This is a genomic window from Streptomyces niphimycinicus (assembly GCF_018883605.1).
In the GTDB taxonomy this organism is placed as follows: Bacteria; Actinomycetota; Actinomycetes; order Streptomycetales; family Streptomycetaceae; genus Streptomyces; species Streptomyces niphimycinicus.
Genome location: NZ_JAHLEM010000290.1, coordinates 1 through 13,044 on the forward strand (window position 1 = coordinate 1; position 13,044 = coordinate 13,044).

11 protein-coding genes, 1 pseudogene and 1 riboswitch are annotated in these 13,044 nt (G+C 71.4%); of the genes and pseudogenes, 5 read left to right on the plus strand and 7 right to left on the minus strand.

The genetic code is table 11. The features are described from left to right. The coding region (locus KN815_RS25205; RefSeq protein ID WP_372458470.1) for a D-alanyl-D-alanine carboxypeptidase family protein at positions 1–1,191 on the plus strand (1,191 nt) is incomplete at its 5' end. A 40-nt stretch (positions 1,192–1,231) separates the two neighbouring features. Here the strand turns inward: KN815_RS25205 and KN815_RS25210 are convergent. Continuing rightward, positions 1,232–2,251 carry a YihY/virulence factor BrkB family protein gene (locus KN815_RS25210; protein ID WP_216344206.1) on the minus strand — a complete coding sequence of 340 codons (1,020 nt, stop codon included), beginning with the start codon at positions 2,249–2,251 and terminating at the stop codon, positions 1,232–1,234. A gap of 169 nt (positions 2,252–2,420) precedes the next feature. Here KN815_RS25210 and dprE2 point away from each other — a divergent pair, with 169 nt between their 5' ends. Further along, entirely contained in the window at positions 2,421–3,161 is a 741-nt protein-coding gene (gene dprE2 / locus KN815_RS25215; protein ID WP_216344207.1) for a decaprenylphospho-beta-D-erythro-pentofuranosid-2-ulose 2-reductase, read from the plus strand. 609 nt (positions 3,162–3,770) lie between these two features. Here the strand turns inward: dprE2 and KN815_RS25220 are convergent. After that, the gene (locus KN815_RS25220; protein ID WP_216344208.1) at positions 3,771–4,367 is read right to left on the minus strand and encodes a 2'-5' RNA ligase family protein; all 597 of its coding nucleotides are present in this window, start codon (positions 4,365–4,367) and stop codon (positions 3,771–3,773) included. 237 nt (positions 4,368–4,604) lie between these two features. Then, complete coding sequence (gene trpS / locus KN815_RS25225) at positions 4,605–5,618, minus strand: tryptophan--tRNA ligase (RefSeq protein ID WP_216344209.1); 1,014 nt, start codon at positions 5,616–5,618, stop codon at positions 4,605–4,607. 46 nt (positions 5,619–5,664) lie between these two features. Between trpS and KN815_RS50720 the strand changes: the two are divergent. Continuing rightward, positions 5,665–6,223, plus strand: a pseudogene (locus KN815_RS50720) (RNA polymerase sigma factor); the annotation flags it as partial. 355 nt (positions 6,224–6,578) lie between these two features. Here KN815_RS50720 and glyA read toward each other — a convergent pair. Further along, the gene (gene glyA, locus KN815_RS25235; protein ID WP_216344211.1) at positions 6,579–7,850 is read right to left on the minus strand and encodes a serine hydroxymethyltransferase; all 1,272 of its coding nucleotides are present in this window, start codon (positions 7,848–7,850) and stop codon (positions 6,579–6,581) included. A gap of 39 nt (positions 7,851–7,889) precedes the next feature. Further along, positions 7,890–7,987, minus strand: a riboswitch (ZMP/ZTP riboswitch). 32 nt (positions 7,988–8,019) lie between these two features. Here glyA and rocD point away from each other — a divergent pair. Then, a complete protein-coding gene (gene rocD / locus KN815_RS25240; protein WP_216344212.1) occupies positions 8,020–9,240 on the plus strand; it encodes an ornithine--oxo-acid transaminase in 1,221 nt (406 codons plus the stop codon). Between the two features lie 47 nt (positions 9,241–9,287). On the opposite strand, the gene KN815_RS25245 is transcribed toward rocD, so the two are convergent. The 3 genes from KN815_RS25245 to pdxR all read right to left on the minus strand — a co-directional run bounded on the left by KN815_RS25245 (position 9,288) and on the right by pdxR (position 12,476). Further along, a complete protein-coding gene (locus tag KN815_RS25245) occupies positions 9,288–10,475 on the minus strand; it encodes a glutathionylspermidine synthase family protein (protein ID WP_216344213.1) in 1,188 nt (395 codons plus the stop codon). Positions 10,476–10,490: 15 nt separating this feature from the next. Beyond that, the gene (locus KN815_RS25250) at positions 10,491–10,841 is read right to left on the minus strand and encodes a hypothetical protein (RefSeq protein WP_216344214.1); all 351 of its coding nucleotides are present in this window, start codon (positions 10,839–10,841) and stop codon (positions 10,491–10,493) included. Between the two features lie 138 nt (positions 10,842–10,979). Then, a complete protein-coding gene (gene pdxR / locus KN815_RS25255; protein WP_216344215.1) occupies positions 10,980–12,476 on the minus strand; it encodes a MocR-like pyridoxine biosynthesis transcription factor PdxR in 1,497 nt (498 codons plus the stop codon). Between the two features lie 46 nt (positions 12,477–12,522). Between pdxR and KN815_RS25260 the strand changes: the two genes are divergently transcribed. Further along, positions 12,523–13,002 carry a carboxymuconolactone decarboxylase family protein gene (locus KN815_RS25260; RefSeq protein WP_216344216.1) on the plus strand — a complete coding sequence of 160 codons (480 nt, stop codon included), beginning with the start codon at positions 12,523–12,525 and terminating at the stop codon, positions 13,000–13,002. Positions 13,003–13,044 lie beyond the last annotated feature (42 nt).

The window sequence follows — 13,044 nt, forward strand, 5'->3', positions numbered from 1 at the left end:
CTGCTGCTGTGCGGGCCGCTGGCCGCCGCCCCGGCGCATGCCGCCGATCAGCCGGGCGGCTCCGCCGAGGCGGTCGAGCCGCCCGCCCATATGTCCACGGTGGGCGGGAAGCGGCTCGGCCGCCCCGGCACCCAGGTGGACCCCAAGGCGGGCGCGCCCGCGCTGCCCAAGGAACTCAGCGGAAAGTCCTGGCTGGTGGCCGACGCCGAGTCCGGTGATGTGCTCGCCTCGCACAACGCCCACTGGCAGCTCCCGCCCGCGTCCACGCTGAAGATGCTGTTCGCGGACACGCTGCTGCCGAAGATGCCGAAGACGAAGACCCATAAGGTGCAGCTTTCCGATCTGGAGGGGATGGGCGAGGGCAGCAGCCTGGTCGGGGTCAAGGAGAACTACACCTACTCGGTCCACGATCTGTGGCTCGGCGTCTTCCTGCGCTCGGGCAACGACGCGGTGCATGTGCTGTCGGCCATGAACGGCGGCGTCCCGGCGACCGTGAGCGAGATGCAGGCGCACGCGAAGCATCTGAACGCCCGGGACACCCATGTGGTCACACCCGACGGCTACGACGAGAAGGGCCAGGTCAGCAGCGCGTACGACCTGACCCTCTTCGCCCGCTCGGGGCTACAGAAGGCGGACTTCCGGGAGTACTGCTCGACGGCGACCGCGCAGTTCCCCGGCACGTTCGAAAAGGGTAAGAAGAAGCGCTCCAGCTTCGGCATCCAGAACACCAACCGGCTGCTGACCGGCTTCGGCATCGAGCCGTACAAGGGCATCGCCGGGGTCAAGAACGGCAACACCACGAACGCGGGCGCCACCTTCACCGGAGTCGCCCAGCGCGGAAGCCGGGTGCTGCTGGTCACCGTCATGAATCCGCAGCACCAGGAGGCGAACGAGGTCTACAAGGAGACCGCGAGGCTCTTCGACTGGGGCTTCAAGGCGGCGGGCTCGGTGAACCCGGTCGGCACCCTCGTCCGCCCCGGCGCGGCGGGCGCCAACCACCCCTCGGCCGGTGGCGAGGACGGCCGTAAGCACGCCCAGGCGTCCGTCTCCACGGGCAACGGAGGCTCCGGCGGGGCGTGGACCGCGGTGGGCATCGCGGGCGGCTCAGTGGCGCTGCTGGGCGCGGTGGCCTTCGGGGTGCACCGCCGCTGGCCGCTGCCGGAGCTGATGCGGCGCCGCTCGCGCGACTGAGCGAGCCCTTACGGCCGAGCCGACGCTCTTACGGTCGCCATCACGCCGCCGCCTGCGGGCCTTCGGGCCTGCGGGCGCGGGGCTTTCCGACCTCCGGCTCGGCCGGCTCGGCCGGCTGGGCCCGGTCCGGCCCGGACGGCTCGGCCTTGTCCGCCTCGGACGGCTGGGCCTTGTCCGCCTCCGCCGCCCATTCGGCCTCGTGCTCGGCCTGGGCGGCGGGCGGGGTGGCGGTCCAGGCCGCGCAGTACAGCGTGAGTTTCGCGGTGAAGTTCATCCACAGCAGCAGGGCGATGGGCACCCCGAACGCCCCGTACATGCTCTTGGCCGCCACATCCTTCAGATAGCTGCTGAGCAGCACCTTGAGCAGTTCGAAGCCGACCGCGCCGATGAGCGCGGCGATCACGACCGTACGGCGGGGCGGCTGCACGCCGGGGAGCCAGGTCAGAACGTAGCTCAGCAGTACGAGGTCGGCGCAGACGGCGATGGCGAACGCGGCGATCCGCAGCAGCCAGCCGCCGATCCCGTTCTCGGGGATGCCGATGAGCCGGACGATCCGGCCCACGGCGGTGGCGGCCAGGGCGGACACGGCGAGCGACACCAGTGCCACACCGCCCAGCCCGATCAGCACGAAGGCGTCCTTGACCTTGCGCACCAGCGGGTTGCCGGGGTCCTCCTCCAGCTCCCATACGGCGCGCAGGGACTCGCGCAGCGAGCCCACCCAGCTAATGCCGGTGAACAGCAGCAGGGCGCCCGCGACGACTCCGATCGTGGCGGCGTTCTGGACGAGTGCGCCCAGGTCGAGCTGGCCGGAGATACCCGGGATCTGCTGGGCGATCTTCTTCTGCAACTGGGCCATCTGCGCCTGGCTGAGCGTCGCCGCGCCGATCGCCGCCCCGACGGCGATGAGCGGGAAGAAGGCGAGAAAGCTGGTGAACGTGATCGCGGCGGCGAGCCGGGTCCAGTGGACACGGTCCAGCCGTTCGTAGGTACGCCAGGCGTGGGTGCGCATCAGCCAGGCCAGCATGGGGCCGACAACAGGCAGTCGGGTCAACGATTCCATGATCAGCAACTACCCTTCCGCACGGTGTCACTCCTCGGCGCGCCGGTGCGCGATACGGATATCCGGGTTCCCCGGACAGCCGCTCCGCTCATCACTCTTTTCGGTGAGGCCGTGAGTACGGGCACACAATCACTCCATATGCCCCGCATCGGGGGGATACGTTCATCCCATGAAGGACGTGGTCGGTTCCCCGCAGTCGGTGCTCGTCCTGGGCGGTACGTCCGAGATCGCCCTGGCGACCGTCCGCCGCCTGATCAGCCGTCGCGCCCGTACAGTCTGGCTGGCCGGCCGCCCCTCCCCCGCCCTGGAGTCGGCCGCCCGGCAGTTGCGGGACCTCGGTGCCGAGACCCTTACGGTGCCCTTCGACGCGCTCGCCCCCGAGGCCCACGAGGTGACCCTGGGCAAGGTCTTCGCCGAGGGCGACATCGACCTGGTGCTGCTGGCCTTCGGCGTCCTGGGCGTCCAGGCGCGGGACGAGACCGATCCCCCGGCGGCGGTCCGCGTCGCCCAGACCAACTACACCGGCGCCGTCTCCGCGGCCCTGATCTGCGCCAACGCCATGCGCCGCCAGGGCCACGGCTCGCTGGTGGTGCTCTCCTCGGCCGCCGCGGGACGGGTCCGCCGCACCGATTTCATCCACGCCTCCGCCAAGGCCGGGCTCGACGCGTTCGCACAGGGGCTGGGGGACGCGCTGCGCCGCACGGGTGTCCATGTGATGGTCGTCCGCCCCGGCTTCGTCCGTACGAAGCTCACGGCCGGGCTGCGGCCCGCACCGCTGGCCACCACGCCCCAGGCGGTCGCCGAGGCCATCGAGGAGGGACTGCGCCGGCGCGCCGCGATCATCTGGGCACCGGCCGCACTGCGACTGACGACGGCGGCCCGCCGCCTACTGCCCCGGCGAGCCCCTTAGGGGCGCGAGGCTGTGTCGATGCGCGGCTCCGCCACCCGGGCGCGACCAGCCACGACGGACCCGCAGATGGCGCACCGGAGCCCCCGAAGGGGCGCGGGGAACTGCGCGACCAGCCACCACGGACCGCAGACGACCACCGCACCTCAATCCCAGCGGCGCGCCCCGCAGGGGCGCGAGGCTGTGTCGATGTGCGGCTCCGCCGCCCGGGCGCGACCAGCCACGACGGACCCGCAGATGGCGCACCGGAGCCCCCGAAGGGGCGCGGGGAACTGCGCGACCAGCCACCACGGACCGCAGACGACCAACGCACCTCAATCCCAGCGGCGCGCCCCGCAGGGGCGCGAGGCTGTGTCGATGTGCGGCTCCGCCGCCCGGGCGCGACCAGCCACGACGGACCCGCAGATGGCGCACCGGAGCCCCCGAAGGGGCGCGGGGAACTGCGCGACCAGCCACCACGGACCGCAGACGACCAACGCACCTCAATCCCAGCGGCGCGCCCCGCAGGGGCGCGAGGCTGTGTCGATGTGCGGCTCCGCCGCCCGGGCGCGACCAGCCACGACGGACCCGCAGATGGCGCACCGGAATCGGAGACGGCGCACCCTGGGGCGCCTAGTGGGGCGCCGCCGGGCGCGAGAGATCAGCCTGACGAGGCACCACGGGCGAGCCACCGCCCGGCAGTTCATCCGCCCCGAAGGGGTATTCGCGGTCCAGCCGCCAGACCCCGTCCGCCCCCTGCTCGTACAGCGCGAAGCCGGTGATCGTCCAGGCGGCCTCGTACTCCTTGAGCTCGGCGAACGCCCGGTCCATCGCCTCCTCGTCGATGCCGTGGGCGATCGTGACATGCGGGTGGTACGGGAACTGGAGCTCCCGCGCGCACGGCCCGGACTCCACCCGGATCCGGTCCTGAAGCACCGCGCACTCCTCCGCGCCCTCGACGATCCTGACGAAGACGACCGGCGAGAGCGGCCGGAAGGTGCCGGTGCCCTCCAGCCGCATCGGGAACGGCCGCCCCTCGGCCGCGACCCGCGCCAGATGGTCCTCCACGGCGGGCAGCGCCGAGGTGTCGACCTCGGTCGGCGGCAGGAGGGTGACATGAGTGGGGATGCCATGGGCGGCCGGGTCCCCGAAGCCCGCGCGCCGCTCCTGGAGGAAGCTGCCGTACGGCTCCGGGACCGCGATCGAAACGCCGAGCGTTACGGTCCCCACTGCGTTCTCCCTCCTGGCCCTCCCGGGCTGCTGAGTTGTGGCCGCTGCACCCGTGTCAGTGTGGCGGCTGCGCCGCCCTCGCGGCTAGATTCCTCGGTTCTTCCACACACCGATCCACAGGCCCCCTGGTCAGGGGACCGGACCGGTGTGTTCCGCTGTCCGCGCTGGTCCGTAATCCATACGTGCGCGGGGCGCGCCGTGCTCACCGGGTGGTGCGAACGGCGCTCGACGTGCCGCTCAGCGCGCGGGGGGCAGGAAGCCCACCTTGTCGTAGGCGGCGGCCAGCGTCTCGGCGGCGACGGCTCGGGCCTTCTCGGCGCCCTTGGCCAGGATTCCGTCCAACGTCGCGGGGTCGGCGAGGTATTCCTGGGTCCGCTCGCGGAACGGCGTGACCCACTCGACCAGCACCTCGGAGAGCTCGGTCTTGAGCGCGCCGTAGCCCTTGCCCTCGTAGCGGCTCTCCAACTCCGGGATGGCGGTGCCGGTCAGGGTGGAGTAGATGGTCAGCAGATTGCTGACGCCCGGCTTCTTCTCCTCGTCGTAGCGGATCTCCGTCTCGAGGTCGGTCACCGCGCTCTTGATCTTCTTCGCGGAGACCTTGGGCTCGTCGAGGAGGCTGACGATGCCCTTGGGAGTGGACGCCGACTTGCTCATCTTGATCGTCGGTTCCTGGAGGTCGTAGATCTTCCCCGTCTCCTTGACGATGTACGCCTCGGGAACGGTGAAGGTCTCGCCGAAGCGGCCGTTGAAGCGGTCGGCCAGATCCCGGGTGAGCTCGATGTGCTGGCGCTGGTCCTCGCCGACCGGGACGTGGTTGGCCTGGTAGAGCAGGATGTCCGCGACCTGGAGGATCGGGTAGGTGAAGAGGCCGACGGTGGCCCGGTCGGCGCCGTGCCGGGCCGACTTGTCCTTGAACTGCGTCATCCGGGACGCCTCGCCGAAGCCGGTGAGACAGTTCATCACCCAGCCGAGCTGGGCGTGCTCGGGCACATGGCTCTGGATGAAGAGCGTGCAGCGGTCCGGGTCCAGGCCGGAGGCGAGAAGCTGGGCGGCGGCGAGCCGGCTGTTGGCGCGCAGCTCCGCCGGATCCTGCGGCACGGTGATCGCGTGCAGGTCGACCACGGTGTAGAACGCGTCGTGGGTCTCCTGCAACGCGACGTACTGCCGGATCGCACCGAGGTAGTTGCCGAGGTGGAAGGAACCTGCGGTGGGCTGGATACCGGAGAGCGCACGGGGACGATCGAGGGCCATGGCACCCATTCTCTCAGGTGTGGAACCAGACTCCGCCCGCCGGTGTATGAAAGGTGTGAGGACTCGTGAAGCACAGATCATCGCGCGGGTGCTGGCCGGCGACACCGAGGCATATGCCGAGCTGGTGCGGGCCCATGCGCCGATAGCGCATCGCACCGCCCGGCTGCTCGGGGCGGGCGCGGATGCCGAGGATGTGGTGCAGGACGCCTTTGTGAAGGCGTATCTCGCGCTGGGGCGGTTCGAGGGCGAGGCGGCGTTCCGGCCCTGGCTGCTGCGGATCGTCGCCCATGAGACGAGTAACGCGGTGCGTTCGGCGCGCCGGAGGCGGACGGCGGCGGACCGGGAGGGAGCGCTGCTGGCCGGGGCCGAGCCGGTGATACCGGAATCCGCCGATCCGGCGGCCGTGGCGCTGGCGGGCGAGCGGCGGGAGCGGCTGCTGGCCGCGCTGGAGGAGCTGAGCGAGCCGCAGCGGCGGGTGGTGATCTACCGCTATCTGCTGGATCTGGACGAGGGAGAGACCGCGGAGGCGCTGGGCTGGCCTCGCGGCACGGTGAAATCGCGGCTGAGCCGCGCTCTGAGACGGCTGGAGCGGCTGCTGGGGCCGTCGGAGACCGCCGATGAGACGCGGTGGACGGCTGAGACAACTCGGCGGACGGCCGATGGGACCGAGTGGGGAGGCGAAGGAGATGGCCGAGGAAGGGCTGCCCGGAGAGCTGCGGGCGCTCGGGCGGGCGGTGGAGATACCGCCGTCCGGCGCACCGTCGCGGCACGGCGTGCCGCCGGAGGGCGGCGCGCCGCCGGCGGGAGACATGCCCTTGGAGGGCGGGGAGACGCTGGTCGAGCGGGTGCTCGCCCGGATCGTGGGCCTGCCGGTGCCGGTGGCCGACGACCGGATCCGGGAGGAGCAGTGGTGGGGGCCGCTGCCCGGCCTGGAGGCCGGGCAGGGGCCCGCGGGCGGCGTCAGCCGGTCGGCAGACCGGGAGCCGGGTAGCCCGCCATCAGCTCGGACACCTCGGCCCTGATCTTGGTGAGGGCGCCCTGGTCACCGCTCTTTGCGGCGGTCACCCCGCGGTCGATCCAGTCGGCCACGGCGGGCATGTGCTCGGTGGACAGACCGCGCGAGGTGAGAGAGGGGGTGCCGATCCGGATGCCGGAGGGGTCGAAGGGCTTGCGCGGGTCGTAGGGGACGGTGTTGTAGTTCACCACGATTCCGGCCTGGTCCAGGGCCTTGGCCGCGACCTTGCCCGGCACCTCCTTGGGCGTCAGGTCCATCAGGATCAGATGGTTGTCGGTGCCGCCGGAGACCAGATCGAAGCCGCGGGCGAGCAGTTCCTCGGCGAGCGCCTTGGCGTTGGCGACCACGGCATGGGCGTAGTCACGGAAGGCGGGCTGGGCGGCCTCGTGCAGGGCCACCGCGATGGCGGCGGTGGTCTGGTTGTGCGGACCGCCCTGAAGCCCGGGGAAGACGGCCTTGTCGATGGCCTTGGCATGGGTCTCGCGCGCCATCAGCATGGCGCCGCGCGGGCCCCGGAGCGTCTTATGAGTGGTGGTGGAGATGACATCGGCATACGGAACGGGCGAGGGGTGGGCGCCGCCCGCGATCAGACCGGCGATATGCGCGATATCGGCGACGAGCACCGCGTCCACCTCGCGGGCGATCTCCGCGAAGGCGGCGAAGTCGATCGTGCGGGGCACCGCCGTGCCACCGCAGAAGATCAGCTTGGGCCGCTCCTCGAGAGCCAGCTCGCGCACCTGGTCGAAGTCGATCGCCCCGGTGTCCTGGCGCACCCCGTACCGGACGCCGCGGAACCAGGTGCCGGTGGCGGAGACGCCCCAGCCGTGGGTGAGATGACCGCCCATGGGCAGTGACATGCCCATCACGGTGTCACCGGGCCGGGCGAAGGCCAGATAGACCGCGAGGTTGGCGGGCGAGCCGGAGTAGGGCTGCACATTGGCGTGCTCGGTGCCGAAGACAGCCTTGGCCCGGTTGATCGCCAGGGTCTCCACCTGGTCGATGATCTGCTGGCCCTCGTAGTAGCGGCGGCCGGCGTAGCCCTCGCTGTACTTGTTCTGAAGCACCGTCCCGGAGGCTTCCAGGACGGCGGCGGACACATAGTTCTCGCTCGGGATCAGGCGCAGGGTCTCGGACTGGAGCAGCTCCTCGGAGCCGACGAGAGAGGCGAGTTCGGGGTCGGCGGCGAGAAGGGCGGGATGGGAAAGGGGCAGGCTCATCGAGTCCTCCGGGGCGATCGGTGACGGTCCGGTCGTGTCCCGGGGTGCCCAGGCGGGCGGCACCTCGTGGCGCTAAGGCCGCGCATCGCTTCCTCGTGGTCGGTTCCACGCTCGGCTCGCCAGTCACGATGCGCACCCCCACTCTAGCTAGTGAGACAAGGAGGACAAGATGGGATCGGGAGGCTCCGCGGAGCGGGCCATCGCCGCCGCCGAGGCCCATGGCGCGCACAACTACCATCCGCTGCCGGTCGTCGTCGCGTCCGCCGAAGGCGCCTGGATGACCGATGTCGAGGGCCGCCGGTATCTCGATCTGCTCGCCGGATACTCGGCGCTCAACTTCGGGCATCGCAACCGCCGGCTGATCGAGGCCGCCAAGGCGCAGTTGGACCGGGTCACCCTCACCTCCCGCGCGTTCCACCACGACCGCTTCGGCGCCTTCTGCTCCGAGCTGGCCGAGCTGTGCGGCATGGAAATGGTGCTGCCCATGAACACGGGGGCGGAGGCGATGGAGACGGCCATCAAGACCGCCCGTAAATGGGGCTACCGGATCAAGGGCGTACCGGACGGCCGGGCCAGGATCATCGCCGCCAGGGACAACTTCCACGGCCGGACGACCACCCTCATAAGCTGCTCCACCGATCCGGAGGCCCGTGCCGACCACGGCCCCTTCACCCCCGGGTTCTCGATCGTGCCGTACGGGGATCTGGCGGCGATGGAGGCGGCGCTGGACACCGCGCCCGAGGAGACGGTGGCCGTGCTGCTGGAGCCGATCCAGGGCGAGGCCGGAGTGGTGGTGCCGCCGCCCGGCTATCTGGCCGGGGTCCGGGAGCTGACCCGGGAGCGGAATGTGCTGTTCATCGCCGATGAGATCCAGTCGGGCCTCGGGCGCACCGGCACCACCTTCGCCTGTGAGCACGAGGGAGTGGTCCCCGATGTCTATGTGCTGGGCAAGGCGCTGGGCGGCGGGGTGGTGCCGGTGTCGGCGGTGGTGTCCTCCGGCGAGGTGCTCGGGGTGCACCGCCCCGGGGAGCACGGCTCCACCTTCGGCGGCAGCCCGCTCGCCTGCGCGATCGCCCTGGAGGTCATCGCCATGGTGCGGACCGGGGAGTTCCAGCGGCGCTCGGCCACACTGGGCGAGCTGCTCCACCGGGAGCTGGCGCTGCTCGTGGGAAGGGGAGTCGAGCAGGTGCGCGGCCGGGGGCTGTGGGCAGGGGTGGACATCCATCCGTCGCGGGGCACCGGGCGGCAGATCTCCGAGCGGCTCATGGACCGCGGAGTGCTGGTCAAGGACGCTCATGGCGCCACCATCCGGATCGCCCCGCCCCTGGTGATCAGCGAGGAGGATCTGGAGTGGGCGCTGGACCAGCTCAGGGCGGTGCTGTCCGAATGACCAGGTACGGCGCGGTGGACCTGCCCTGCTCAGAGGATCGGTTTGGTTCAGCGGATCACATGGGGGATGAAGCGCGCGTACTCATCCGTCACCAGCCCCGCCGACTCGCGGATGCCGAGCCCCGCCGCCTCGCCCTCGACGACCCAGGTGCCGAGCACCACCCGGTTGCCGTCGAAGTCGGGCAGCGGCGCCAGTTCCTGGTAGCAGCACGGCTCATCGCGGAGGACGGGCTCCTCGCCCGGCGGGTGCACCGTGACCCCGGCCCCCTCGCGGCCGAGCAGCGGCTTGGACACATAGCCGGTGGCGCGAGCCAGTTCCCGGGGGCCGTCGAGGTAGGCGGGCAGCAGATGGGGATGGTCCGGGAAGAGCTCCCACAACACGGCCAGCAGCGCCTTGTTGGACAGCAGCATCTTCCAGGCCGGTTCGATCCACAGCGTGGATCCGGTGCCGCCGCCGTTGTCGAGGGTGTCCAGCACCTGCGGGCCGAACCGGTCGGTGGTCAGCCACTCCCAGGGATAGAGCTTGAAGCAGCTCCGGATGAAACGGAACCGCTTGTCGACGAAGCGGCCCGACAGCCGGTCCCAGCCGATGTCCTCCATGGAGATCGCCTCGGTGCTGAGCCCGGCCTGGTCGGCCGTCTCACGGAGGTAGGCCACCGTCATCAGGTCCTCGCCCAGCTCGTCCCCGGCCGAATGGGCGAAGTACAGGGGCGTCCCCGGCGGCAGCAGCGCGGCCTGGGTGCGCCAGGCGTCGACCAGCCGCTCATGGAGGGAGTTCCACTGGTCGGCGCCCGGGAAGCGGTCCTCCATCCAGAACCACTGGGCGCTCGCCGCCTCCACCAGCGAGGTGGGCGTGTCCGCGTTGTACTCCAGCAGCTTCGCCGGGCCCGATTCACCGTCGTAGCGCAGATCGAACCGGCCGTAGACGCTGGGCTGTTCGGCCCGGCGGTGCCAGGACTCGGCGATCAGCCCGGCCAGCCGTGGATCGTCGATGCCGAGGTCGGCGAAGCGGCCGGTCTCGACGATATGGGCGGCAGCGGCCAGCGACATCCGGTGCAGCTCCTCGACGACCTCCTCCAGCGCCTCGACCTCGGGCAGCGAGAAGGCGTAGTAGGCGCTCTCGTCCCAGTAGGGGCGCAGCGAGCCGTCCGGGTAGCGGGTCAGCGGATAGATGACCCCCTGCTCCTCCACCGTGGACTGCCAGTCGGGGCGGGGGGCTATGGTGTGGCGCTTCATCGTGGGACGGCCCGCTCAGCCGCCGCTGGAGCCCGAGCAGCCGAAGCCGCCCCGGTCGGCCGCCTTGCCCTTGTCGAAGGTGCCGTAGTCCGCCCAGCGGCCGCTGACCTCGGAGTCGTAGTACCACTGGCCGTCGGCGCCCTTCGTGCCCCGGCTCTTCTTGGCCTTGCCGCCCGTGGTGGACGAAGAGCCCTTGCAGGCGCTGGAGTCGACGACCCGGTATCCGTTCACCGCGTCATAGCTGTTCCGGTCCACACAGCGCTTGTCCGGTTCCGAACCACAGGAGGTGAGCGCCGCCGCCAGCGCGCCCATACCGCCCAGGATCACCGTGCTCGACCGCAGTCGCCGCGTCGTCTTCCGTTCCATCCCCGTCTCCCCCGTTCCTCTCCCCCGAGAGCGTGGTCTCCCCGAGGCCGCAACCGTCCACCCTAGGGGGAGCTGCCGCGCCCATGGATGGGGGGCTCGGCCGAGGAGTGTGGGTTCGGGCCGCTGAAACGCATGGCTTCAGGGCAGCGCCCGGCACAGCGCCTCCAGGGCGCCGGTGAAGGCGTGGTCGGGCGGGGTGCCATAGGCGAACACCAACGCGTCCGGCTGCCCGCCCGGCTCCTGTTGCCGCTCCTGTTGCCGCTTCTGCCCCTGTTCGTCGCGGTAGTGGTAGCGGGACAGCCCGTCCAGCGCCAGGCCCTGCCAGGCCGCGCCCCGCACCACGGACTGCTCGGTGCCCGGCGGCAGTTGGAGCACCGCGTGCAGCCCGGCCGCGATGCCCGTCACCCGCACCCGCGGGGCGCGTTCGGCGAGCGCCGCCACCAACCGGTCGCGGCGGCGCCGGTAGCGCATCCGCATACCGCGCACATGGCGGTCGTACGCCCCGGAGTCGATGAACTCCGCGAGCGTGAGCTGGTCCAGCCTGCCCGACTCCCACTCCCCCGTCCTTTTGAGCGCCAGGAGGTCGTCCATCAGGTGGTCCGGCACCACCATCCACGCCAGCCGCAGCGCGGGCGCCAGGCTCTTGCTCGCCGTGCCCAGATAGACCACATGCTCGGGGTCGAGCCCCTGGAGCGCCCCGACCGGCTGCCGGTCGTAGCGGAACTCCCCGTCGTAGTCGTCCTCCAGCACCAGTCCGCCCACCCGCGAGGCCCAGTCGACCACGGCGGCGCGCCGGTCGGGGTCCAACGGAACGCCGATGGGGAACTGATGGGCCGGGGTGAGCAGGACGGTCCGCAGCGCGGCCGACCGGTCCAGCTCCGCCGTCCGCGCCCCCCGCTGATCGACCGGCAGCGGCACGATGCGCAGCCCGGCCCCGCGCATCACGTTCCAGTGGACGTCGAGCCCGTAGGACTCCACGGCCATCTCACGGTGTCCGGCCTTCTCCCGCACCCGGCTGAGCAGGGCCAGCCCCTGGACGAACCCCGCACAGACCACGATCCGTTCGGGCGCGGCCCGCACCCCGCGGGCGCGCGCCAGATAGTCGGCCAGGACCCGCCGCAGCTCGGGCCGTCCGGCGGGGTGGCCATAGCCGAAGGCGTCGTTCGGCGCGGCGATCAGGGCGCGCCGGGCCGCGGAGAGCCAGGCGGTCCTGGGGAAGGCCGAGACATCGGGTTGGCCCGGTCGCAGATCGTAAGTGGGCCGGGTGGCGGCCACGGCGGCGGCCGGGGGTGTGCGCGGCGGGGCGGGCTCGGGCGGCACGACGCGCTCGGCGACCCGGGTGCCCGAGCCCTGCCGGGCGGTCAGCCAGCCCTCGGCGACGAGTTCCCCATAGGCGTCGGCGACGGTGTTCCGGGCGATGCCGAGGTCGGTGGCGAGCGAGCGGGAGGAGGGCAACCGGGCGCCCGGGGCGAGCCGCCCGGTGCGGACGGCGTCGCGCAGGGCACGGATGAGCGCGACCCGCACCCCGGTCCCGCCGCCGGGCGGCAGATCCAGATGCAGATCCGTCCCCAGCCCACCCGGTCCGCCCGTGCGCTGTCCGGGTTCGCCTCTCCGAGTGGCCCATGAATCCGCCATGGAAATGGACCATACTCCTGGGCCGCCCGGCCTCTAGCGTGAAGGCATGACGACCGGAACTTCTCATGCACACGGCCCGCGGATGCAATTCGCCAAGGCGGCCCCCGAGGTCTACAAGGCCATGATCAGCCTGGACGCGGCCGCCCGGAAGGGCCTGGACCCGGCGCTGGCCGAGCTGGTCAAGACGCGTGCCTCGCAGCTCAACCACTGCGCCTTCTGCATCGACATGCACACCAAGGACGCCCGCGCGGCGGGCGAGTCCGAGGAGCGCCTCTACCTCCTCAACGCCTGGGAGGAGGCCGGCGACCTCTACACCGAGAAGGAGCAGGCCGCCCTCGCCCTGACCGAGGCCGTCACGGTCCTGACCGACGGTTTCGTCCCCGACGAGGTCTATGAGCGGGCCGCCAAGCACTTCGAGGAGCGGGAGCTGGCCCAGCTCATCGCCCTGATCCTCACCATCAACGCCTGGAACCGGATCGGTGTGACCACCCGTATGACCCCCGGTGTCTACAAGCCGAACGTGTGACCATCTGCCCCCGTCGTCGTTATTGACGACGGGGGCCGTTGT